Source organism: Williamsia herbipolensis, from assembly GCF_036153515.1.
Classification (GTDB): domain Bacteria; phylum Actinomycetota; class Actinomycetes; order Mycobacteriales; family Mycobacteriaceae; genus Williamsia_A; species Williamsia_A herbipolensis.
This window is the reverse complement of the sequence record NZ_CP108021.1, coordinates 2,971,662-2,992,577: the sequence shown is the minus strand read 5'-3', so window position 1 is coordinate 2,992,577 and position 20,916 is coordinate 2,971,662. Positions and strand designations below refer to the sequence as shown.

General features: G+C 68.9%; 20 protein-coding genes and 1 tRNA gene. 12 read left to right on the top strand and 9 right to left on the bottom strand.

The window, feature by feature from the left end:
- Positions 1-62 precede the first annotated feature (62 nt).
- The 5 genes from OG579_RS13565 (at position 63) to OG579_RS13545 (ending at position 5,178) form a co-directional block, all read left to right on the top strand.
- On the top strand, positions 63-1,157 hold the full coding sequence (locus OG579_RS13565) for a D-alanine--D-alanine ligase family protein (protein ID WP_328856347.1): 1,095 nt from the start codon (positions 63-65) through the stop codon (positions 1,155-1,157).
- 8 nt (positions 1,158-1,165) lie between these two features.
- Positions 1,166-2,230, top strand: a complete 1,065-nt coding sequence (locus OG579_RS13560; protein WP_045821106.1) for a magnesium transporter CorA family protein — start codon at positions 1,166-1,168, stop codon at positions 2,228-2,230.
- 96 nt (positions 2,231-2,326) lie between these two features.
- Complete coding sequence (locus OG579_RS13555) at positions 2,327-3,487, top strand: NAD(P)H-binding protein (protein ID WP_045821105.1); 1,161 nt, start codon at positions 2,327-2,329, stop codon at positions 3,485-3,487.
- A 4-nt stretch (positions 3,488-3,491) separates the two neighbouring features.
- Positions 3,492-4,205, top strand: coding sequence for a CPBP family intramembrane glutamic endopeptidase (locus OG579_RS13550; protein ID WP_045821104.1), 714 nt, complete (start codon positions 3,492-3,494; stop codon positions 4,203-4,205).
- 49 nt (positions 4,206-4,254) lie between these two features.
- Positions 4,255-5,178, top strand: a complete 924-nt coding sequence (locus OG579_RS13545; protein WP_328856346.1) for a glycosyltransferase — start codon at positions 4,255-4,257, stop codon at positions 5,176-5,178.
- On the opposite strand, the gene OG579_RS13540 is transcribed toward OG579_RS13545, so the two are convergent.
- Positions 5,160-5,246, bottom strand: a tRNA-Ser gene (locus OG579_RS13540). The genes OG579_RS13545 and OG579_RS13540 overlap by 19 nt on opposite strands.
- Positions 5,247-5,330: 84 nt before the next feature.
- Here OG579_RS13540 and OG579_RS13535 point away from each other — a divergent pair.
- A complete protein-coding gene (locus tag OG579_RS13535; protein ID WP_328856345.1) occupies positions 5,331-6,293 on the top strand; it encodes an alpha-1,2-fucosyltransferase in 963 nt (320 codons plus the stop codon).
- 33 nt (positions 6,294-6,326) lie between these two features.
- Here the strand turns inward: OG579_RS13535 and OG579_RS13530 are convergent, their stop codons facing one another.
- Positions 6,327-6,899: a MarR family winged helix-turn-helix transcriptional regulator gene (locus tag OG579_RS13530; RefSeq protein WP_052688606.1), complete on the bottom strand. Its 573-nt coding sequence runs from the start codon at positions 6,897-6,899 to the stop codon at positions 6,327-6,329.
- A gap of 200 nt (positions 6,900-7,099) precedes the next feature.
- Here OG579_RS13530 and OG579_RS13525 point away from each other — a divergent pair, with 200 nt between their 5' ends.
- Positions 7,100-8,077 carry an NAD(P)H-quinone oxidoreductase gene (locus OG579_RS13525; RefSeq protein ID WP_328859240.1) on the top strand — a complete coding sequence of 326 codons (978 nt, stop codon included), beginning with the start codon at positions 7,100-7,102 and terminating at the stop codon, positions 8,075-8,077.
- Between the two features lie 42 nt (positions 8,078-8,119).
- Here OG579_RS13525 and OG579_RS13520 read toward each other — a convergent pair whose 3' ends face one another.
- On the bottom strand, positions 8,120-9,316 hold the full coding sequence (locus tag OG579_RS13520) for a cysteine desulfurase-like protein (protein WP_328856344.1): 1,197 nt from the start codon (positions 9,314-9,316) through the stop codon (positions 8,120-8,122).
- A gap of 103 nt (positions 9,317-9,419) precedes the next feature.
- On the opposite strand from OG579_RS13520, the gene OG579_RS13515 reads away from it, so the two are divergent.
- The 5 genes from OG579_RS13515 (at position 9,420) to OG579_RS13495 (ending at position 13,662) form a co-directional block, all read left to right on the top strand.
- Entirely contained in the window at positions 9,420-9,974 is a 555-nt protein-coding gene (locus OG579_RS13515) for a bacterial proteasome activator family protein (protein WP_328856343.1), read from the top strand.
- A 49-nt stretch (positions 9,975-10,023) separates the two neighbouring features.
- A complete protein-coding gene (gene wzm / locus OG579_RS13510; RefSeq protein ID WP_328856342.1) occupies positions 10,024-10,887 on the top strand; it encodes a galactan export ABC transporter permease subunit Wzm/RfbD in 864 nt (287 codons plus the stop codon).
- 10 nt (positions 10,888-10,897) lie between these two features.
- Positions 10,898-11,740, top strand: coding sequence for a galactan export ABC transporter ATP-binding subunit Wzt/RfbE (gene wzt, locus OG579_RS13505; protein WP_328856341.1), 843 nt, complete (start codon positions 10,898-10,900; stop codon positions 11,738-11,740).
- Positions 11,737-12,639: a galactofuranosyltransferase GlfT1 gene (gene glfT1 / locus OG579_RS13500; RefSeq protein WP_328856340.1), complete on the top strand. Its 903-nt coding sequence runs from the start codon at positions 11,737-11,739 to the stop codon at positions 12,637-12,639. Before wzt ends, glfT1 begins: the two co-directional genes overlap by 4 nt.
- A gap of 144 nt (positions 12,640-12,783) precedes the next feature.
- Positions 12,784-13,662, top strand: coding sequence for an LLM class flavin-dependent oxidoreductase (locus OG579_RS13495; protein WP_328856339.1), 879 nt, complete (start codon positions 12,784-12,786; stop codon positions 13,660-13,662).
- 6 nt (positions 13,663-13,668) lie between these two features.
- Here OG579_RS13495 and OG579_RS13490 read toward each other — a convergent pair whose 3' ends face one another.
- The 6 genes from OG579_RS13490 to OG579_RS13465 form a co-directional block, all read right to left on the bottom strand.
- Entirely contained in the window at positions 13,669-15,306 is a 1,638-nt protein-coding gene (locus tag OG579_RS13490) for an acyl-CoA dehydrogenase family protein (protein ID WP_328856338.1), read from the bottom strand.
- A complete protein-coding gene (locus OG579_RS13485; RefSeq protein ID WP_328856337.1) occupies positions 15,245-15,931 on the bottom strand; it encodes a TetR/AcrR family transcriptional regulator in 687 nt (228 codons plus the stop codon). Before OG579_RS13485 ends, OG579_RS13490 begins: the two co-directional genes overlap by 62 nt.
- Positions 15,932-15,996: 65 nt before the next feature.
- Positions 15,997-17,196, bottom strand: a complete 1,200-nt coding sequence (locus OG579_RS13480) for a cytochrome P450 (RefSeq protein WP_328856336.1) — start codon at positions 17,194-17,196, stop codon at positions 15,997-15,999.
- A complete protein-coding gene (gene mhpA, locus OG579_RS13475; protein WP_328856335.1) occupies positions 17,193-18,788 on the bottom strand; it encodes a bifunctional 3-(3-hydroxy-phenyl)propionate/3-hydroxycinnamic acid hydroxylase MhpA in 1,596 nt (531 codons plus the stop codon). Before mhpA ends, OG579_RS13480 begins: the two co-directional genes overlap by 4 nt.
- A complete protein-coding gene (locus OG579_RS13470) occupies positions 18,785-19,726 on the bottom strand; it encodes a fumarylacetoacetate hydrolase family protein (protein WP_328856334.1) in 942 nt (313 codons plus the stop codon). Before OG579_RS13470 ends, mhpA begins: the two co-directional genes overlap by 4 nt.
- Complete coding sequence (locus OG579_RS13465; protein ID WP_328856333.1) at positions 19,723-20,862, bottom strand: VOC family protein; 1,140 nt, start codon at positions 20,860-20,862, stop codon at positions 19,723-19,725. Before OG579_RS13465 ends, OG579_RS13470 begins: the two co-directional genes overlap by 4 nt.
- Between the last annotated feature and the right edge of the window lie 54 nt (positions 20,863-20,916).

Below are 20,916 nucleotides of genomic sequence, written 5' to 3'. Positions count from 1 at the left end.
CCGTTCGCCGGTGCCGGGCACGTCTCTCGCGACCGACGGGTGGGCAACCGTATGGTGAGGGCATGCTGACCCCCGCCACCACCGGCGGATCGCCTGATCGTCACCGCCTGGTGGTCCTGTTCGGCGGAGTCTCGGCCGAACACGACGTGTCGTGTGTCACGGCCGCGCACGTCCTCGCCGCCGCCGATCGCGACCGCTTCGACATCGTTCCCATCGGGATCACCCGCGAAGGGGTCTGGACCCGCAACGACGCCGCCATCGCCGCCATGGCCGAGCAGCGCGCGCTGCCCGATCACCTCGAGCCGGTCGGCACGGCGCTGCAACCGCTGGCCGCCGTCAGCGAGGGCGATCTCCCGGTGGTCGTGCTGCCGCTGCTGCACGGACCCCACGGCGAGGACGGGACCGTACAGGGCATGTTGGAACTCGCCGGTGTGCCCTACGTCGGCAGCGGGGTGCTGTCGTCGGCGGTGTGCATGGACAAGGCGATGGCCAAGGTCGTCACGGCGCAGGCGGGGATCCCGCAATGCCGGTGGCTGGAGTACCGCGACGGCGTCGGTGACCGCGCCGAGCTCGAGGCCCGAGCGATCGCCGAACTCCGCGCGCCGCTGTTCGTCAAGCCCGCCAATCTCGGTTCCTCGGTGGGGATCTCGAAGGCACACGACGCCGCCGAGCTGACCGCGGCGATCGATCTGGCGTTGACCTACGACGAGGTCGTCGTCCTCGAGGAGGCCGTCACCGGACGGGAGATCGAGGTCGCGGTGCTGGGCAACGAAGCACCCGAGGCATCGCTACCCGGCGAGGTGCTCCCCGGTGCCGAGTTCTACGACTATGCCGACAAGTACCTCAACGGCACTGCGGGACTGCAGATCCCGGCGAAGCTGACCGACGACGAGATCGCGGAGGTCCGCGCTCTGGCCGTCTCCGCGTTCACCGCGATGCGCTGCTCGGGGATGGCGCGCGCCGACTTCTTCTACGAGGAGGACGGGCGCGGCTGGCTTCTCAACGAGGTCAACACGATTCCCGGTTTCACGCCGTCGTCGATGTACCCGAAGATGTGGGAGGCGACCGACCTGCCGTACCGGGACCTCATCGACCGACTGGTCGACCTGGCGCTGGCCCGCCACCGCCGTCGGTCCGGTTTCTCGACCTCCCACTGACGCCGCACGTGGTCGACAACGGTACGAGCGGACCGCAGGTACGCGGACAGATCTGGCGCGACGGCGAGCCCGTCGACGGTTTCGAGTTGGCGAAGGTGTCGGACTGCATCGACGACCCCTCGACCATGATCTGGGCCGACCTCGTCGACCCGTCCCACGAGACCCTGAGCGCGCTCGCCGATGAACTCGACCTCAACCGCTGGGCGGTCGAGGATGCCCTCGCGGCCTCGGAGCGGGTCAAGGCCACCGGCTACGCGCACCACACGTTCATCACCGTGTACGCGGTGGCGTTCGACGGCGCGGCCGCCGCGCCGGACTCCGAGCTCGACGTCGAGTTCGCCGAGAACGCACTGAAGGTGCAACGGATCTCGATGTTCCTCGTCGGCAACGCGCTCATCACCGTCCGTCTCACCGCGGGACGCGACGCGGCCGACGATCGTTCGGCGGTGTTCGACATGGACGACGTGGTGGCGCGGTGGGACGAGATCGGGGGTCTCGAGCGCGGGGTCGGGTCGCTGCTGCACGGACTCCTCGACGTCGTCGTCGACGGTCACTTCGAGGCCGTGCAGCAACTCGACGACGCGATCGAGGATCTCGAGAGCATGTTGTTCGACGACTCGACGGGGTCGCGATCGCTGCAACGTCGCACCTACCTGCTGCGCAAGAACCTGGTGGCGCTGCGCCGGGTGGTGCTGCCCATGCGGGAGGTGGTGTCGCTGATCCAGCGTCGGCGCGACGCCCTCGGCTCGTCCGACCGGCTCGACGCCGAGTTCACCGACCTCTACGACCACGTGCTGCGGGCGACGGAGTGGACCGAATCGCTGCGCGACATGGTGACCACCGTGTTCGAGACGAACCTGTCGCTGCAGGACGCGCGGCTGAACACGGTGATGAAGAAGCTCACCGGGTGGGCGGCGATCATCGCCGTGCCGACGGCCATCACCGGTTTCTACGGCCAGAACGTGCCCTTCCCCGGTTTCGAGCACACCGCCGGTTTCGTCACGAGTGTCGTGCTGCTGCTCACCGCGATGGTGGTCCTCTACGTCTTGTTCAAACGCCGCGACTGGCTCTGAACCGCACGTCACCCCCACCCTCACCGCGAACATTCCGCTTCAGGCGGAGCGGTATCTCACACTGGATCCGGACGTACCGGTCCGTACCGTGGAGGCATGCGAGTACTGGTCACCGGTGCAACCGGCTACGTGGGGTCACGACTGATCACCGAACTGCTCTCCGCGGGGCACGAGGTGGTCGCGGCGTCCCGTAAGCCCGACGGCCTCGCCGCGTTCGGCTGGTACGACGACGTGTTGCCGGTCGCCCTCGACGCCACCGACCGGACCGCCGCGGCCACCGCCTTCGGCGCCATCGGCCACGTCGACGTCGTCTACTACCTCGTCCACGCGATCGGTCAGTCCGATTTCCGCAGCACCGACAACGCGTCGGCCCGCAACGTCGCCGAGGCCGCTCGCGACGCCGGCGTCTCGCGCATCGTCTACCTCGGCGGTTTCGTACCCGACGGCGAGAAGCTCTCCGAGCACCTCGAGAGCCGTGCCGAGGTCGCCGATCATCTGCGCGTCGACGACGGTCCGGAACTGGTGTGGCTGCGCGCGGCGGTCGTGGTCGGCGCCGGGTCGACCTCCTTCGAGCTCGTCCGCTACCTCGCCGACCGCCTGCCGGTCATCCCGCTGCCGGCCTGGGCCGACAACAAGATGGACCCGATCTCGGTCCGCGACATCTGCTACTACCTCGTCGCCGCAGCCGATCCCGACACCCTGCCCGCCGGCGATTACGACGTCGCCGGGGCCAACAAGTCGAGCTATCGCGAGCTGCTGTTCGCCTACCTGGCCGCGGCGCACCGGCGTCGTATCCCGTTGCCGCTGCGCGGATTCGGCACCGGGCTGGCGTCACTCGTCAGCAGTTCGCTGGTGCCCGTCCCGACCGGCCTGACCGCCGACCTCGTCGCGTCGCTGGACTACCCGATGTACGCCTCCGAGGACCGCATCCGGTCGATCGTGCCCGACCCGCCCGGCGGTCTGCTCACCGTGACCGAGGCGGTCGAACGATCCGTGGAGAGCGGACCGGCGTTGCCGGTCAACAAGCTCACCGACATCCACCACCTGGCCGACTCCGACCCCGTGTGGGCCGGCGGCGACCTGCTCCGGGTGCGTCGCGTCGCGGCGACCCTGATCGGCTCGGGCGGATGGGACCACGTCGAGAAGCTCGGGGCCGGTCTCGTGTTGTCCAACGGAACGGCGGCCGGCGCGGTCCGCACCGGCGTGGATCTCGCGCTGTCGTCCTTCCACAAGATCGCGCCGCGCGTAGGACGGTGACACGATGACGACGATGGTCACTCAGGGTTGGGACGAGCTGCGGGGCGCGGTGTTGCACCGCGAGCCCAGTCACCCGGGCGAGGATCCGGCCGTGATCCGCCGACGGCGCATCGTGGTCGTGGTGTTCCTGCTGATCGGCAGCGTGTTCCTGGCGCTGTCGCTCTCGACCGAGCCCGGCGCGTCGATCTTCTACGTCTACACCCTCGCCCTGGCCGCCACGTGGGTCATCGGGGCGGCACTGTCGCGACCGCTGCACCTCGGACGCATCACGTGGCGTGGCCACCGGCGCCGCCCGGTGCTGACCGGCCTCGGCGTCGGCCTCGGGCTCGGACTGGTCTTCGTCCTCGGCGGGTTGGTGGTGCGCCTGATCCCGCCGATCCACGATCTGATCGCCAACGTCTTCGAGCACGCCACCAAGGGCAATCTGACCGTCGTCGTGGTCATCGCGCTGGTCAACGGCATCGCCGAGGAGATGTTCTTCCGCGGCGCGCTCTACTCGGCGCTGGGCCGGCACTACCCGGTGATCTTCTCGACCCTGATCTACATCGTGGTCACCCTGGCCAGCGGCAACCCGATGCTCGGTTTCGCCGCGATCCTGCTGGGACTGGTCGCCGCCATCGAGCGCCGCGCCACCGACGGCATCCTCGCGCCCATGCTCACCCACGTCGCCTGGACTGCGGTGATCCTGTTGGCGCTGCCACCCATGTTCGGGGTCTGAACCCGGCGTACCCGGCAGAACCGTTCATTCGGTCGTAAACTGCGTTCGTATGAACGCTCCGGTGTCCGGTGATGTCACCCTCTCGGTCATCGTGGCGGCGAAGGACGCCGAGACCCTCATCGAGGACTGTCTGACCTCGGTGTTGCCGCAGCTCCGACCCGGCGACGACATCGTGGTGATCGACGACCGTTCGTGCGACGCCACCGCCGAGATCTGTGCCCGCCTCGGCGTTCGCCTTCTTCTCAACTCCCACGCGCCCGGGCCCTACGGCGCGCGCAACCTCGGCGCCGCGCTCGCCACGACCACCGCGCTCGTCTTCTTCGACACCCGGTGTCGTGCGCTCGACGGCTGGTTGGAATCGCACCGTGACGCGCTGCGTGACGCCGACCGTCCGGTGATCTCCTACTCCGACATCGAGGTCGAGCAGACACCCGACATCGCCGCCGCGATCGCCCGCCACCTCAACCCGTTCAGCGTCGGAACCTATGCCCGCGTGGGGTTCTATCCCGCCTGCAATCTCGGTGTCGGGCGTGAGTTGTTCTGGCAGGCGGGAGGATTCGAGGAAATTCGGGGCGGTGCGGACGCCGGTCTGTGCTTCCGCGCGACCGCCATGGGAGCGCACTTCGTGGTCGATCCGCAGACCCGGGTCCGGTGGCGCCCTCGAGCGACATTCCGTGCGTTGCAGGGGCAGTACCGCCGTTACGGCACCTCCAAATACCGCCTACGGACCGACCGGGTCCCACTCCTCGTGCTCGACACCGCAGTGTTCCTCCCGCTGCGCGCCCTGGGAACGTTCATCGGCAAGCCGTCGTCGAGGGCGTCGCTGCGCGCGCGGATCGGGGCCGGCATCGTCCAGGCCAATTTCGAGTCGGCGATCCTGCGCGCCGCGCTCTCCGACTGCGCATCGGCGCTGCGGCGTCGGTGGCCACGGGACACACGCTGGTCCACACACAGCGGAAGTGGAGGGATTTGAACCCCCGGTCAGGGTTAACTGACGCTCGCTTTCAAGGCGAGTGCATTCGGCCGCTCTGCCACACTTCCTTCGCCGAGAAGGGTACGTCAGACCCGCTCCGCGCTTGTCGAGGGTGATGCAGCGGGCACGGACCGATCGTTAGTGTCGTACGCATGAACACGGCAGCTGGTGGCGACCCGGTGGTGGTCGGACCCGTGTCGGCAGCACCGCACGTCTCGCCACACGACATCGCCGACGGCATCTGCGTGCACCAGATCGGCGGGGGCCTGGGTAATCAACTCTTCGAGTACGCAGCAGGTTTCGCGCAATCACGGCGACTGGGCTGCCCGCTCTACATCGACGTGTCGGCGTTCTGCAGCTACGCGCAGCGCTCGTTCGAGATCGACACACTCGGGCTTCCGGGCACCCTGGTCAACCTCGACTACCCCCGGCAGGCCGCCGACGGTTCGGTGGGGCTGCGCCACCGGGTCGCGGCCGCGATGCCCCCGCTCGCGCGGCTGAGGATCTCGCGGTCGCCGGTGTTCCGGCCGGCGAGCCGTGAGGTCGACCCGTCGATCGACGCGATCACGCCGGGGACCACGCTGTCCGGGTATTTCCAGAGCCCGCGCTACTTCGCCGACCACGCCGACGAGCTGTTCGGGATCCTCGACTCGGCGTTCGCACGGGCACGCCGCGACGGTCCAGCGCTGCCGAGCGACTTCCTCGCCGTGCACATCCGGCGCGGCGACTACCTGCAGGCCCGGAACAGGGGGATCCACGGCCTCGCCCGACCGGGGTATTTCCGCGCTGCACTCCAACGGGTTGCCGGCCTGCCGTCGACGCAGGTCCTCTTCACCGACAGCCCCGAGCTGCTCGCCCCCGACTTCGACTTCCTCGCCGACGCCGAGATATATGACCCCGAGCTGGCGATGGGACCGGTCACCACGCTCGCCGCGATGGCGGCGGGACACGGCATGGTCATGAGCAACTCGTCGTTCAGCTGGTGGGCGGCGTGGGTGATGAGTCGGCGCGACCCGAGCTGTCCGGTCGTCGCGCCGAGACCCTGGCACGACGCCGGCCATGCCGCCACCGACCTTCTGCTCCCCCAGTGGCTCACGCTGGACAAGCGGCTCTGACGGCCGGGGCGACCGACTTCTCGGCGGGGCGGATCAGTCGGATTCGAGGCCGTCGCGCACACGGGTGAAGATGCTGCCGAGCTCGTCGAGTTGCTCGGTGCTGATGTGGGCGAGCAGATGCTTGCGGACGCGTCGGGAGTGATCGACCTCGGCGACACGCAGATGCTCGCGACCACGATCGGTGATGCTGACCAGGCGATTGCGGGCATCGGTGGAATCGGGCAGCCGCGCGATGTCGCCGATACCGACCAGCCGCGACACCTGCCGCGAGATGGTGCTCCGCGATCCGAGACCACTGCTCGACAGATCCGACATGCGCATCGAATCGTTCTCCGACAACGCCGTGAGCAGCAGGAACTCCCCCAGCGCGAGGTCGACATCGCAGACGAGGGCCTTGTCGAGGGTGACGAGCAGCGCGTGGGTGCCGTCGACGAAGGCGCGCCACGAACGCTGCTCCTCGGGCGACATCGACTCGCACTCGGATGCCGCCTCGCCGGAACGGTCGTCGGTGACGGAGTGGAGGTTCGAGGACACCGACGGGCCCGACCAGGCGTCGGAGTCGACCCCGTTCGGGGCCTCGTCCGTCTGCTGACCGATGCTGAACATGTGACCCCCGAGTCGACGGCGTCGTGCGACAAAACAGTTCGCGACGTCATCGAACGATACGGCCGGCGCGCCCGGAAAACAGTCGGACGAACGCTCTACTTCGCGCGGCTAACTCTGTGACGCGACGCCCACGGAGTCCGCTCGGTGCAGGCCTCTGTGTGCGCATCGATGTCACGGGGTAGAGATGACGGGTGACCTCCATGCGCACGATCGCCGTCCGCGGCGACGGATCCGACGCCGTCCTCGAACCCACCACCGCCCCGAAGCCCTCCGCCGGTCCCGGCGAGGTCCTCATCGCCGTCGTCGCGGCCGGGGTCAACCGCGCCGACCTCATGCAACGGCAGGGCCTGTATCCGCCGCCGCCCGGGGCCAGCGAGATCCTCGGCCTCGAGGTGTCGGGCACGGTCGCCGAGCTCGGTGAGGGCGTGACCGACCTCGCCGTCGGCGACGAGGTCTGTGCGTTGCTCGCCGGTGGTGGCTACGCCGAGTTCGTCGCCGTGCCCGCCGGTCAGGTGCTCCCGGTGCCCGGGTCGCTCGATCTCGTCTCGGCCGCGGCGCTGCCCGAGGTGGCGGCCACGGTGTGGTCGAACCTGTCGATGACCGCGGGCCTCGCCGCCGACGACCTCCTGCTCATCCAGGGCGGCGCGAGCGGGATCGGCACCCACGCGATCCAGTTCGCCCGCGCACTCGGCGCCCGCATCGCGGTGACGGCGGGCTCGCAACGCAAACTCGACTTCTGCGCCGACCTCGGCGCCACCACCCTCATCAACTACCACGACGACGACTTCGTGGAGGTCGTGTCGGAGCTCGGTGGCGCGAACGTCATCCTCGACATCATGGGCGCGAAGTACCTGCAGAAGAACGTCTCCGCCCTCGCCGACAGCGGCCGGCTCGTCATCATCGGGCTCCAGGGCGGCGCGACCGCCGAACTGAACCTCGGCGCGATGCTCACCAAGCGCGCCACGGTCGCTGCGACCAACCTGCGCGGGCGTCCCGTCGACGGTCCGACCGGCAAGATCGCGGTGATGAACGGGGTACGTGAGGCGACGTGGCCGAAGGTGGCCGACGGCTCGATCCGTCCGATCATCGACCGCACCTTCTCGCTCGCCGACGCAGATGCCGCGCACCGCCACCTCGACGGCGGCGACGCCATCGGCAAGGTGCTGCTCACGATCTGAGTTCCCGCCCGATCGACGCGAGGAACTGCCCGGTGGCGGGGGTCAGGCGAGGGAGCCGAGGCAGCGGACGAGCTGGTCGACCTCGTACGGGGTCGAGTACTGGCCGAGGCCGAGGGTGACCGCGCCACCGACGTCGCCGGCACCGATGCCGTCGAGCGCGCGGCTGGGCTGGTCGGCGAGCGCACAGATGCCGTTGTCGGCCAGGCGACGCACCACCTTGTCGGCCGATACCCCGCTGAAGGTGAAGCTGACCGTCGGCACGCGCGGATCGCTGGTCCCCACCACACGGACGGTGTTGAGCTGCTCGAGGGAGTTCACCAGGTAGGTCAGCAGCCGCTGCAGATACCCCGACAGGCTCGTCATCGAGGTGACGATCCGTTCGCGGCGGGTGCCGGTCGCGGCCTCGTCGAGCCCCGCGAGGTGCTCGATCGACGCGACGAGCCCGGCGAGCATGGCGTGCTGGTGGCCGTCGACCTCCAGTCGCTCCGGGCCGACCGCACGCGGCGACAGGCTCGCCGCACGCACCCGGTCGAGCTGGTCGGGATCGCGGAACACCATGGCGGCGGCCTGCGGGCCGCCCCACCGTTCAGCGGAGACCACGAGGACGTCGGCCTGGAGTTCGGAGAGGTCGAGCGGCATGTAGGGCGCCGCGCTGGTGGCGTCCACGACGAGCATCGCACCCACCGACCGCGCGACCTCGGCGACCGAACGGACGTCGGTGACCGTGCCGATGGTCGACGACGCGGCCGTCATCGCGATGACGCTGGTCGACTCACCGGCGAGGTCGCGGTACTGCCAGGGCGGCAGTGCACCGTCCTCGATGTCGACCTCGGCCCACGACACCTTCGCACCGAACCGGTCGGCCGCCCGTATCCAGGGGACGAGGTTGGCCTCGTCGTCGAGGCGGCTGACGATCACCGTCGACCCGAGCCAGACGCGGGGACTCATCGACTCGGCGAGGGTGTTGAGCAGAGCTCCGCGGCTCGGCCCGAGGACCACCCCGCGCGCCTGTCCGCCGACGAGATCGGCGACCGCCCCCCGGGCGGCGTCGATGATCGCGCGCGACTGCAGTGCCGCGGGATAGACCCCGCCCGGCGCGGAGACCAGGGCCCGGAAGGCCTTGGACACCGTCGACGCGACCGAGTCCGGGATCTGCATCCCGACCTGCGGATCGAGGTGGATCCATCCGTCGCCGAGCGACGGGAACAGCCCGCGCACCCGAGCGACATCGTAGGTCATGGCAGACACGATAGACCGTTCGCTTAGGTGATCCATACCAGCTCGTCACCGCAGGTGGGGACGGTGCCCACACGGCGTCGGACGCATATCGCACAATGGGTACATGACACCCCCAGTCTTCGGTTCAGGGTCGGACTCCACGGACTCCGACGACCGCATCGTGGTGGTCGGGCCCGGTGGCCCGGCCGGTGACGGCGCCGGTCGCGGCGACGACCACGAGGGGTCGGGTGGCCTCACCGACATGGTGGAGCAGCCGGCCAAGGTGATGCGGATCGGCACGATGATCAAGCAGCTCCTCGAGGAGGTGCGCGCGGCTCCTCTCGACGACGCCAGCCGTACCCGACTCAAGGAGATCCACCAGTCGTCGATCCGCGAGCTCGAGGACGGACTGGCGCCCGAGCTGCGCGAGGAGCTCGAGCGGTTGGCGCTGCCGTTCACCGACGAGTCGACACCATCCGACGCCGAGCTCCGGATCGCCCAGGCTCAGCTCGTCGGCTGGCTCGAGGGACTGTTCCACGGCATCCAGACGGCGTTGTTCGCCCAGCAGATGGCCGCCCGCGCGCAGCTCGAGCAGATGCGTCAGGGACAGCTGCCCGGTCCCGGCGGCGGACCGATGTCCGGTGGACACGGCGTGACCGGCACCGGCCAGTACCTCTGACCTGCCGCGAGACCGTCATCGCACGGCGAGGCCGGTAGGCTCGTGCACCGTGTCCACTGTTCTGCACGATGACGACGTCTCGCCGGCCGCGCCGGTCGCATCGGACTCGCGGACGTTCCGGCGCGCGTGGGCGGACCTGCGCACCGGCTTCGGCCAGCGCGAACTGTGGGCCCTGCTCGGCTGGCAGGACATCAAGCAGCGCTATCGCCGATCCCTGCTCGGTCCGCTGTGGATCACCGTCGCGACCGGTGTCACCGCCGTCGCGATGGGCCTTCTCTACGGCGAACTGTTCGGCATCGACATCAAGACCTTCCTGCCCCACGTCACCCTCGGGCTGATCTTCTGGAACTTCATCTCCCAGTCGATCCTCGAGGGATCGGTGGTGTTCTCCAGCAACGAGGGTCTGCTCAAGCAGATCCCGTCGGCGCTGAGCGTGCACGTCTACCGGCTGGTGTGGCGGCAGTCGATCATCTTCGCCCACAACATCGTGATCTACGCCGTGGTGATGGCGGTGTTCCCGCAGCCGGTGAACTGGACGATCCTGCTGATCATCCCGGCGCTGTTCCTCTTCGCGCTCAACGCGATCTGGGTGACGGTCGTCTTCGGGATCCTCTCGACCCGTTTCCGCGACATCGGCCAGCTGCTGGCGACGGTGGTGCAGCTCGTGTTCTTCATGACTCCGATCATCTGGACCACGGACAACCTCGGCCAGAACGCCAAGAACTCGGAGCGACTCAAGCTGGTGGAGCTCAACCCGATGTTCCACTATCTCGAGATCTCCCGGGGACCACTCGTCGGCGCGCACGTGGCGGCCTACCACTGGTTCATCGTGATCGGCTGCACGGCGGTGGGCTGGGCGGCCGCGCTCCTCGTGCTCCGCAACTACCGGGCCCGCGTGGCCTACTGGGTCTGAGGGGAACGCGATGAGCACAGTGCGGTTGGACACCTGGGGCGCGTGCGTCGACTTCCCCATCTTCGACGCGAAGACACGGTCGTTCAAGAAGTCGGTTCTCGGTCGCGCCGGTGGCGTGATCGGCTCGAACGAGTCGAACGTCGTCGTGGTCGAGGCGCTCAAGAACATCGACCTGCATCTCTCGCACGGTGACCGGATCGGTCTCGTCGGCCACAACGGCGCCGGCAAGTCGACGCTGCTGCGGTTGCTGTCGGGCATCTACGAACCGACGCGCGGGGCCTGCAAGATCTCCGGTCGTGTCGCGCCGGTGTTCGATCTCGGCGTCGGTATGGACCCGGAGATCTCGGGCTACGAGAACATCATCATCCGCGGCATGTTCCTCGGCATGAGTCGCCGGGAGATGCTCAAGAAGACCGACGAGATCGCCGAGTTCACCGAGCTGGGCGACTACCTGAAGATGCCGCTGCGCACGTACTCGACCGGTATGCGGGTGCGGGTGTCGCTCGGCGTGGTCACCTCCATCGACCCCGAGATCCTCATCCTCGACGAGGGCATCGGCGCGGTCGACGCCGACTTCATGCGCAAAGCCCGTGTGCGACTGCAGGACCTGGTGAAGCGTTCGGGAATCCTGGTGTTCGCCAGCCATTCCAACGAGTTCCTGGCCCAGCTGTGCGACCGGGCACTGTGGATCGATCACGGCCAGGTCCGCATGGACGGTGGCATCGAGGAGGTCGTCGGCGCCTACGAGGGTCCCGACGCCGCGCGCCACGTACGCGACGTGATCGCCGATGTCGCCCGGGATGACAAGGCGCGCGACGATGCCGCGCGCGCCGGTTCGGCCGATCCGGCGTGACGGAGCGCGTTGTCGCGGTGGTGGTCACCCACCGTCGCGTCGAACTGCTGCGACAGTCGCTGGCGGTGCTCACCGGCCAGAGCCGTCCCATCGATCACCTGGTGGTGGTCGACAACGGTGACGAGACCGACGTCGCCGACCTCGTCTCGCGCCTCGACGTCCCGACCACCTACATCGGATCGGCCCACAACCTTGGCGGCGCAGGCGGTTTCGCCCTCGGGATGCTGCACGCCCTCGCCCTGGGCGCCGACTGGGTGTGGTGTGCCGACGACGACGGGCGGCCCGAGGGACCCGAGGTGCTCGCCACCCTGCTGCGCTGCGCGACCGAGGGTGGCTACGACGAGCTGTCGCCGGTGGTCTGCAACATCGACGACCCCGACACCCTCGCGTTCCCGCTGCGGCGCGGTGTCGTGTGGCGCCGCAAACGATCAGAACTGTTCGCAGGGCCCGAGGAGACCGAGGAGGTCCTCGACGGGATCGCCTCGTTGATGAACGGCGCGCTGTTCTCCGCACGCGCCATCGACGCCGTCGGCGTCCCCGATCTGCGCCTGTTCGTCCGCGGCGACGAGGTGGAGATGCATCGTCGTCTCGTGCGCTCGGGCATGCGCTTCGGCACCTGCCTCATCACGGCCTATCTGCATCCCGACGGCACCGCGGAGTTCCGGCCGATCCTCGGCGGTCGGATGCACACCCAGTACCCCGACGACGCCACCAAGCGCTTCTTCACCTACCGCAACCGCGGCTACCTGCTGCATCAGCCGGGCCTGCGGAAGCTGATCCCGCAGGAGTACGCCCGGTTCGGCTGGTATTTCCTCGTGCAGAGGCGTGACATCGCGGGCTTCCGCGAGTGGGTACGCCTGCGCGGCCAGGGCCGACGCGAGCACTTCACGCGACCCTGACGCGGTTCGCGCTCCGCTCTCCGAGTCGCGCTCCGCTTGTACGCGGCGCGTCGCTGGGTAAGTGGAGCGGGAAGTGGGCCGTGACGAGAACTAGAACATGTTCTAATCGAGGTCGATGCCGATGGACGACCGAGGAGACCGATCATGCGATTCACCTACGCCGAGGCGATGACGGATCCCCGCTTCTATCCCGATCTGGCGGTCGCGGCCGAGGAGGCGGGATACGAGGGGTTCACCATCCCCGACTCGCTGGCCTATCCCGAGGAATCGGACTCCACCTACCCCTACACCGAGGACGGCAACCGCGAGTTCCTCGACGGCAAGGCGTTCATCGAGACGTTCATCCAGGCGATGGCGATGGGCGCGGTCACGAAGTCGATCCGCTTCAACCCGTTCGTGTTGAAGCTGCCGGTGCGACCGCCGGTGCTGGTGGCCAAGCAGGCGATGTCGGTGGCGTTCATGACGAACAACCGCCTCGCTCTGGGTGTCGGCACCAGTCCGTGGCCCGAGGACTACGACATCATGGGGGTCGACTACGCGCGCCGCGGCAAGCGGATGAACGAGTGCATGGACATCATCCGCGGCCTGTCGACCGGTGAGTACTTCGAGTTCCACGGCGAGTTCTATGACTTCCCGCGCATCAAGATGTCCCCCGCACCGACGCAACCGATTCCCCTGCTGGTGGGCGGCCACGCCGATCTCGCGCTGAAACGAGCAGTCGTCCGCGGCGACGGGTGGATGCACGGCGGCGGTCAGCCCGAGGAACTCGACGCACTGCTGGCGAAGCTACACGACATCCGCAAGGGCGAGGGAAAGCTCAACGACCCCTTCGAGATCCATGTGATCTCGCTCGACGCCTACACCCCCGACGGGTGCAAGCGACTCGAGGACAAGGGCATCACCGACGTCATCGTCGGCTTCCGCATCCCGTACATCGTCGGACCCGACACCGAGCCGCTCCAGAACAAGATCGACAACCTGCGGATGTTCGCCGACAACGTGATCAGCAAGGTCAACGGCTGACCGACGCTACGTACCGACCTTCGGGGTCGCGCGGTCGATGATGGCCGCGGTGTCGACACCGACGGGCAGCGTGCCGAAGACGCTGCCCCAGTCACCGCCGAGTCGACTGCTGCAGAACGCGTCCGACACGGCCGGGTGACCGTGCCGGATCAGCAGTGATCCCTGCAGCGCCAGGGCCATGTCGCCGACCACGCGACGCGCGCGGTGCTGCATGGTGTCGAAGTCGACGAACTCGGCCTTCAACCGCGTCACCGCCGCGTCGTACCGGTCGTCGGATCCGGTGGCGGTGTCGAGCTCGTCGAAGAACACCTCGAGGGTCTCGGGCTGCTTCACCATGGCGCGCAGCGTGTCGAGCGCGGCGACGTTGCCCGAACCCTCCCACACCGACAGCAGCGGCGCCTCGCGGTAGATCCGCGGCATCCGCGAATCCTCGACGTATCCGTTGCCGCCCAGGCATTCCAGAGCCTCGGCCGCGTGCAGGGGGTTGCGCTTGCACACGAAGTACTTGCTGACCGCCAACGAGATCCGTCGCAGCGAGGCCGCGCGGTCGTCACCCGAGGTCGCGCGGTCGGTGAGGGCGGCCAGCCACATCGCGACCGTCGTGGACGCCTCCGCCTCCACGGCGAGATCGGCCAGCACGTTGCGCATGAGCGGCTGATCGACGAGGGCCGCACCGAAAGCGCTGCGGTGCACGGCGTGATGGGTCGCCTGATGTGTGCCGGCGCGCATACCGGTCGAGGCGCCGATGATGCAGTCGAGGCGGGTCATGTTCACCATCTCGACGATGGTGGGGACACCGCGTCCCTCCTCACCGACGAGCCAGGCGGTCGCCTCGTCGTACTCGATCTCGCTGCTCGCGTTGGAGTGGTTGCCGAGCTTGTTCTTGAGGCGCTGCAGGAACATCCGGTTGCGGGTCCCGTCGGGCAGCACGCGCGGGAGGAAGAAGCAGCTCAGTCCGCCGGGCGCCTGCGCGAGCACGAGGAACACGTCCGACATCGGTGCCGAGGTGAACCACTTGTGCCCGGTCAGCAGGTAGCTGCCGTCGGCCTGCGGGACGGCGCGCGTGGTCCCCGACCGGACGTCGGAGCCGCCCTGCTTCTCGGTCATCGACATGCCGGCGATGAGTCCGGCCTTGGTCAGCGGCGCGGCGGTTCTCGGGTCGTAGACCTTCGCGGCGAGCAGCGGTTCGTACTGCGCGGCGAGCTCGGCGTTGTGGCGCAGGGCGGGCACCATCGCGTACGTCATGGAGATGGGGCACTGGTGGCCGGCGTCGGTCTGACCCCACACGGTCAGCTTCGCGGCGCGGTGCAGGTGGGCGTGCGGGTCGGGGTCGGCCCACGGCGCGGCGTGCAGGCCCAGCTCGACCGCGGTCGTCATGAGCTGGTGGTAGGCGGGGTCGTAGCGCACCTCGTCGACGCGGTGGCCGTAGCGGTCGTGGGTGTGGAGCACCGGTGGGTGGTCCTCGGCGAGGTCACCCCACTCGATGGCCTCGGCGCTGCCGGCCCGACGGCCGACCTCGTGGATCGTCTCCAGCGCGGAGTCGGCACCCTCGCGGCTCAGCGCCTCGAGGATCGGCGGGTACTCAGCCGCGTCGTAGTCCACCAGCGGCGGAACCTGATTGGTGACCTCGTGTGTGCTGTGCATCGGTGCTCCCCAGTGCTCGAAGGGTGAAGGTGGTGATGTCGGTGGTCAGAGTCGTCGGGTCGGGTGTCTCGTGGGTGTGCGCGCTGCGCGCCAGCGGTGTCACCAGCGCCTCGCCGATGGCCCCGACGATGCACGCCGCGGTGAACTCGCTGTTCTGGTTCGGGATCTCGCCGGCGTCGGCGGCGGCGTCGATCGCCACCGACAGGTTGTCGCGAAACGACGTGCGGAACGCCAGGCGTTCGGTGTCGATGGTCTGATCGACCGGTTCGACCAGGAGGGCGTGGGCGAGGGTGGGCGTGCGCAGCGCACGATCGGCGAACGCGCACACCGAGGCCACGACGGCGTCGACCGCACGACCGTCGGTGGCGCGGGCCATCTCACCGATCTCGACCATCGCCTGCACCTCGCGGCCGCACACGATGCGGAAGACCTCGGCGAACAGTTCGCTCTTGCCCTCGAAGTGGCGGTACACCGTGCCGGTGCCGACACCGGCGGCCGCGGCGACCGACGCGACCGAGCACCCCGCGTACCCGTGCTCGGCCACCTGCGCGATCGCCGCGTCGATCAGCCGCGCCCGGAGTTCATCCAGACGCCGCTGCACGGCGGGGGTGCGTCGATAGGCCACAGCAAGGAGTGAACACCGGTTCCGTTCTTCCGTCAACGGGTCAGGGAAGACCGACCTGGGGGAGGTCAGGTGATCGACGCGCGGAACGAGGCGAAACCCTGCAAGCAGTTGTTGGTCAGCGGCTGTGGGTCGGACACCTCGATGGTGCTGACCCGGGCGATCATGACCTCGAGGAGGGTCTGCATCTCCAGCTTCGACAACTGCATCCCGACGCAGGTGTGCATGCCGTGACCCCACCCGAGGTTGCTGCCCCGGCGGTGCAGCGAGAATGTCTCGGGTCGGTCGAAGTGGCGCTCGTCGAAATTCGCCGCCGCGTAGAGCAGGACCACGCGCTCACCGGCGGGGAGACGGACCCCACCTATCTCGGTGTCGCGGGCGACCGTTCGCGTGAACCCGCGGACCGGTGAGGCCATGCGCACGGCCTCCACCACTGCGGTGGGGATGAGGTCCGGCTCTGCGCGCAGCTGTGCGTAGAGCTGCGGATCGCGACCGAGGCTCCACAGCAGCTGACCCGTGGCGAGGATGGTGGTGTCGAGGCTGGGGGCGACGAAATCGATGACCATCGTGCGCGCCTCGGACCGCGTGATCTCACCGCGATCGGCCGCGTCGAACACGGTCGCCGCCCAGCCGTCGGGTGTGACCTGCGATCGACGCAGTCGCATCGAGTAGAGGTACAGCCCCAGTGCCGTCGCGGTGGCGTCCAGGGTGCGCCGGTTCACCGGACCGAGGATGTCGAAGGTGCTCGCGCCCCACGTGAGGAGCTGATCGTGGCCGACCCGCACGCCGACGAGGTCGGCCACGGCGGAGATCGGCAGTCGGGTGGCGAAATCGGCGATGCCGTCGAAGGACTCGCGGTGGAGCAGCCGCGTCACGGTGGCCTCGGCCTCGTCGCGCAACAGTGGCAGCGAGGGTCGGATCGCACGGGACATCAACGACTGCATGAGGATCCGCCGCCGTGTCGCGTGTGTGTCGTCGTCACTGGAGAGCACCGTCTTGCGGCCGAGGAGGTTGGCGACCGGGTTCGCTGCGACACCGCGTCCGCTACGGAAGGTCGCGTCGTCACGCAGCGCGTTGCGCACGTCGTCGAAGCGACCCATGGCCCACACGCGGTGGCGCGGCAGCCAGACGAGGGGGCCGGCGTCGCGGATCCGGCGGTACACCGGGTGCGGGTCGACCAGCGCCTGCCGGCCGTACAGGTCGACGTCGACCGCCGGGGCGGTACGTCGCGCGCTCCGACGCGACATCGTCGCCGGGCCGGCGGTCACGCGAGTACCCCGACGCGCCGCGGTACCGGTGACCGCATGTCGCGGAGGGCGGTGAGGAGATCGCCGATCCCGTCGGGATCGGTGGCGCTCGCGGCGACCACACGGTCCGGGCGCACCAGGACCGCGACCGCGTGATGACGCCGCAGCCACCGTGCCGGCGACGCGACACCGGCCGGATGGGTGGCGAGACGATCGGTGTCGATGTGCACCGCACCGAGATCAGCGACCCGGGCCGGGAGTGTCTCGGGGACGCGGCCTCGGGTCACGAGAGCCCAGCGCGATCCGATCAGTTCGTCGAGTCGTGCGGTGTCGGAGGCGAATCCGACGACAGGTTGAGGGAGTGCGGAGCCGTTCACCCGGCGCAGCAGCATCCGCCGGAGAAGCGGTGTGGGCATCACGAGTGGTCCGGGGCGCAACGGCGGCACCCCGACGGCCGGCATCACCGCGGCGAGTCCCGGCACCCGGCACACCGCGGCCACGCCGAGACGGCGCACACCGGCGAAGCGATCCTGCCCGCCGGTCAGGGCCATACCCACGGCCAACGCCATCCGGATGACGGCGATCGCGTGGGGGCGCCGCTCCACCTCGTAGGTGTCGAGCAGATCGCCGCGCGCGGTCCCGTCGAGCACGTCGGCGAGCTTCCACGTCAGGTTCGCCACGTCGCGCAGTCCCGAACCGAGCCCCTGGCCGACGAACGGCGGCGTCTGGTGCGCGGCATCGCCGGCCAGGAAGATGCCACCGGCGCGCCACCGGTCGGCCACGCGCGCGCGGAAGGTGTAGAACGCTCGTCGCAGGATCTCCGACTCGTCGATCTCGTCAGCGGACATCCACGGCGACAACAGGTTCCGCAGACCTTCGACAGAGACGAGCGCGTCGAGGTCCTCGCCGTCGTGGACCCGGAACTCCCAGCGATACCGGTTGCCCGTGACCGGCATGAAGGTGGCCGCCCGCGCCGGGTCGCAGATCTGATGCACGCCGTCCCAGACGTCGAGGGGGCGTGGGGTGTTCACGTCGATCACGAGCCACTTCTCGGCGAACCGCAGATCGGTCGAGGTGATCCCGAGGCTCTCACGCACGAGGCTGTTCGCGCCGTCGCAGGCGATGACGGCCGCACCGGCGACGGACGTCTCGACCCCGTCGGCGTCGATGTGGCGGACCGTCGGTGTCGGCCCCTCGACCACGTCGACGACCTCACACCCGCGGCGCAGGTCGATGAGCGGCTCCCGGCTCGCCGCGTCGTGGAGGATCTTCTCGAGGTCGGGTTGGTCGAACATGCTGTCCGGCGGGAATCCCTGGGGCCCGTCGTCGGTGTCGCGTCCGAACTCGGCCATCACGCGACCGCGGCCGTCGATGAGACGCATCCCGGGCATGGGCCTGCTCACGGTGCGGAACGCCTCGTCGACCCCGGCGGCCTGCAGGATCCGGAACACGTCGTCGTCGAGGTGCACGGCCCGCGGCAGGGCGTACGGCTCGGGGTGTCGTTCGAGGACGACGGTCGCGACCCCACGCCGGGCCAGCAACAGCGCCGCGGTCACCCCGACCGGACCGGCCCCGACGATGACCACGGTCGTCGATGCCCGCTGGGTCGTCATGCGTATCGCACCGTGCACCGCTGCCTGCCCAGGTCGATCGATCCGTCGTCGGTGGCGATGCGGACCTCGACGACGTCGCCGTCGTGAAGGTACTTCGGGTTCGACGCCTGGCGGGAGAAGAACTGCTTCCACTTCACGTGCGGGGGCAGCAGTGCCCCGATCATCTCGATCGGCTTGGGCGGCGCCGACAGGGCGGTGCCCCCGGGCGTTCCGGTGAGCAGCACGTCGCCGGGGGCGAGTCGCTGGAAACCGGCGAGCACCCTCAGCGCGCTGACCGGGTCGACGATCATGTCGCCACCGACATGGCCGTCCTGTCGGCGTTCGCCGTTGACCCAGAGCTGCAGTCGCAGTTGGTCGAATCGACGCCACTCCTCGTGGTCGAGGAGCACCAGTCGCGGGCCGATCGGGGTGAACGTGGGGTACGACTTCGACTCGTAGAACTGGGTTTTCGGCAACTGGACATCGCGGGCGCTCACGTCGTTCGTGATCACGACGCCGGCGATGACGTCGCCGAGATCATCCGCGGTCACCGTGCTCCCGACCGTCAACTCGCCGCCCGCGACGAGTCCGATCTCGACCTCGTAGTCGAGCAGACGGACGTGTGCGGGCTTCACGATGTCGTCGTACGGGCCGACCACCGATCCCGACGCCTTCCGAAAGAACGTCGCCTGCACCCGACTCGGGTCGATGTTGGAGTCACGGGCGTGGCTGGCGTAGTTGACCATCTGCGCCACGACCCGACACGGCGTGGTGATCGGCGAGAGGAGGTCGAGGTCGGCCACCTGCGTCGTACCCGCCTCGGCAGTGGCGGCGGCATCGATCGCGGCACGGTCGGCGAGGAGTTCGCCGGTGGTGGTGGCCGATGTGGTGATCGGCACGGCGATCTCGTCGCGCTCAACCCACCAGCCGGCGGCGGTTCGGATGATCGTCGTTGTCATGAGCGGGCAACTTTCAACAGGCCGAGGAGGCGGTGGATGTCGAACTCGTTGTCGTCGCGAAGGCCGTTGAGGATGCCTTTCACGAGGTCGGGGTCGGGGTTGGCGCCGAGGAAGTCGCGCGTGACCGGCGGGCCCCACTGCGAGAGGCCGCTGGCGGTCATGGGCGCCCACCCCGCGGTGACGCTGTTGTCGAAGACGTCGCCGTCGGCGTAGTGCTCGACCATGAACTTGTCGGGATCACGCCAGTAGTCGAAGATCTGGCTGCCCTGGATGTGGCGGCCCATCCCCCACGCGTGGTGGTACCCGCGGTCGGCCAGGTACGCGCCGCCCGCGGCGACGGCGTCGAGGTCGGCGACCTGATAGGCGCTGTGCACGTAGCGGGCTCGCGGTCCCAGCGTCATGGCGAGGGTGTGATGATCGGCGGCGTCGGCACCCCGGTCACACCGCATGAAGGCCATCGTCGGGCCGCGGTCGCGCTGACCGGGGAAGAACTGGAAGTCGCTCACGATGAACCCGAGCACCGACTGATACCAGTGCAACGCCTCACGGAAGCGGGGTGACTCGATCACCACGTGGCCGAGGCGTTGCACCCGCGCCGGGGCCCGCGGTGGGCGCTGGATCGCGTTGAACCGCGCCACCTTCCCGCCCGCATTGACGGTGAGCGGTTCCTGATCGGGGAGGGAGGGCAGGTCGAACAGGTCGGCCACCACCCGCACCGACTGACCGGACGGGTCGACGAGGTCGACCACGCTGCCGCCGAGGTCGCCGAGTGAGTGCACGCGCGTGCCCGTCGCCTCGGCGAGAGTGGTGAGGTCGGCGGTGCTCTCGGCGCGGTACGCCGGTCCGACGAAGCGGGATCGACGTGCGCGGCGGATCAGCACGCACGGCGCGCCCGCCCAGGTCCCCCGCAACTCGAGGCGGTCGGCGGTGCGGTTCGCCACCGTGAACCCGAAGTCGCGCGCGAATCGTTCCGCGTCGGCGAGGTTCTGCTTCTCGAACTCCAACCAGGCGATGTCGACCACCTTGATCACCGGCGACCGATGGCGGTCGTCGGGATCACCGGGACGAGCGCCGAACTCGCTGTGCAGATCGGCGTGCACCGACGGCGCCGGGACGGTTCCCACAAGCTGTGTCATGATCATCTCCCATCAAACTGATGAAATCCTCACTTTTGATGGACACCTCAGTCA

What these genes read in the sequence shown, in the direction of transcription:
- OG579_RS13565 (WP_328856347.1), top strand. Translation starts at nt 63, where the DNA reads ATGCTGACCCCCGCCACCACCGGCGGATCGCCTGATCGTCACCGCCTG.
- OG579_RS13555 (WP_045821105.1), top strand. Translation starts at nt 2,327, where the DNA reads ATGCGAGTACTGGTCACCGGTGCAACCGGCTACGTGGGGTCACGACTG.
- OG579_RS13550 (WP_045821104.1), top strand. Translation starts at nt 3,492, where the DNA reads ATGACGACGATGGTCACTCAGGGTTGGGACGAGCTGCGGGGCGCGGTG.
- OG579_RS13545 (WP_328856346.1), top strand. Translation starts at nt 4,255, where the DNA reads ATGAACGCTCCGGTGTCCGGTGATGTCACCCTCTCGGTCATCGTGGCG.
- OG579_RS13535 (WP_328856345.1), top strand. Translation starts at nt 5,331, where the DNA reads ATGAACACGGCAGCTGGTGGCGACCCGGTGGTGGTCGGACCCGTGTCG.
- OG579_RS13530 (WP_052688606.1), bottom strand. Translation starts at nt 6,899, where the DNA reads ATGTTCAGCATCGGTCAGCAGACGGACGAGGCCCCGAACGGGGTCGAC.
- OG579_RS13525 (WP_328859240.1), top strand. Translation starts at nt 7,100, where the DNA reads ATGCGCACGATCGCCGTCCGCGGCGACGGATCCGACGCCGTCCTCGAA.
- OG579_RS13520 (WP_328856344.1), bottom strand. Translation starts at nt 9,316, where the DNA reads ATGACCTACGATGTCGCTCGGGTGCGCGGGCTGTTCCCGTCGCTCGGC.
- OG579_RS13515 (WP_328856343.1), top strand. Translation starts at nt 9,420, where the DNA reads ATGACACCCCCAGTCTTCGGTTCAGGGTCGGACTCCACGGACTCCGAC.
- wzt (WP_328856341.1), top strand. Translation starts at nt 10,898, where the DNA reads ATGAGCACAGTGCGGTTGGACACCTGGGGCGCGTGCGTCGACTTCCCC.
- OG579_RS13495 (WP_328856339.1), top strand. Translation starts at nt 12,784, where the DNA reads ATGCGATTCACCTACGCCGAGGCGATGACGGATCCCCGCTTCTATCCC.
- OG579_RS13490 (WP_328856338.1), bottom strand. Translation starts at nt 15,306, where the DNA reads ATGCACAGCACACACGAGGTCACCAATCAGGTTCCGCCGCTGGTGGAC.
- mhpA (WP_328856335.1), bottom strand. Translation starts at nt 18,788, where the DNA reads ATGACGACCCAGCGGGCATCGACGACCGTGGTCATCGTCGGGGCCGGT.
- OG579_RS13470 (WP_328856334.1), bottom strand. Translation starts at nt 19,726, where the DNA reads ATGACAACGACGATCATCCGAACCGCCGCCGGCTGGTGGGTTGAGCGC.
- OG579_RS13465 (WP_328856333.1), bottom strand. Translation starts at nt 20,862, where the DNA reads ATGACACAGCTTGTGGGAACCGTCCCGGCGCCGTCGGTGCACGCCGAT.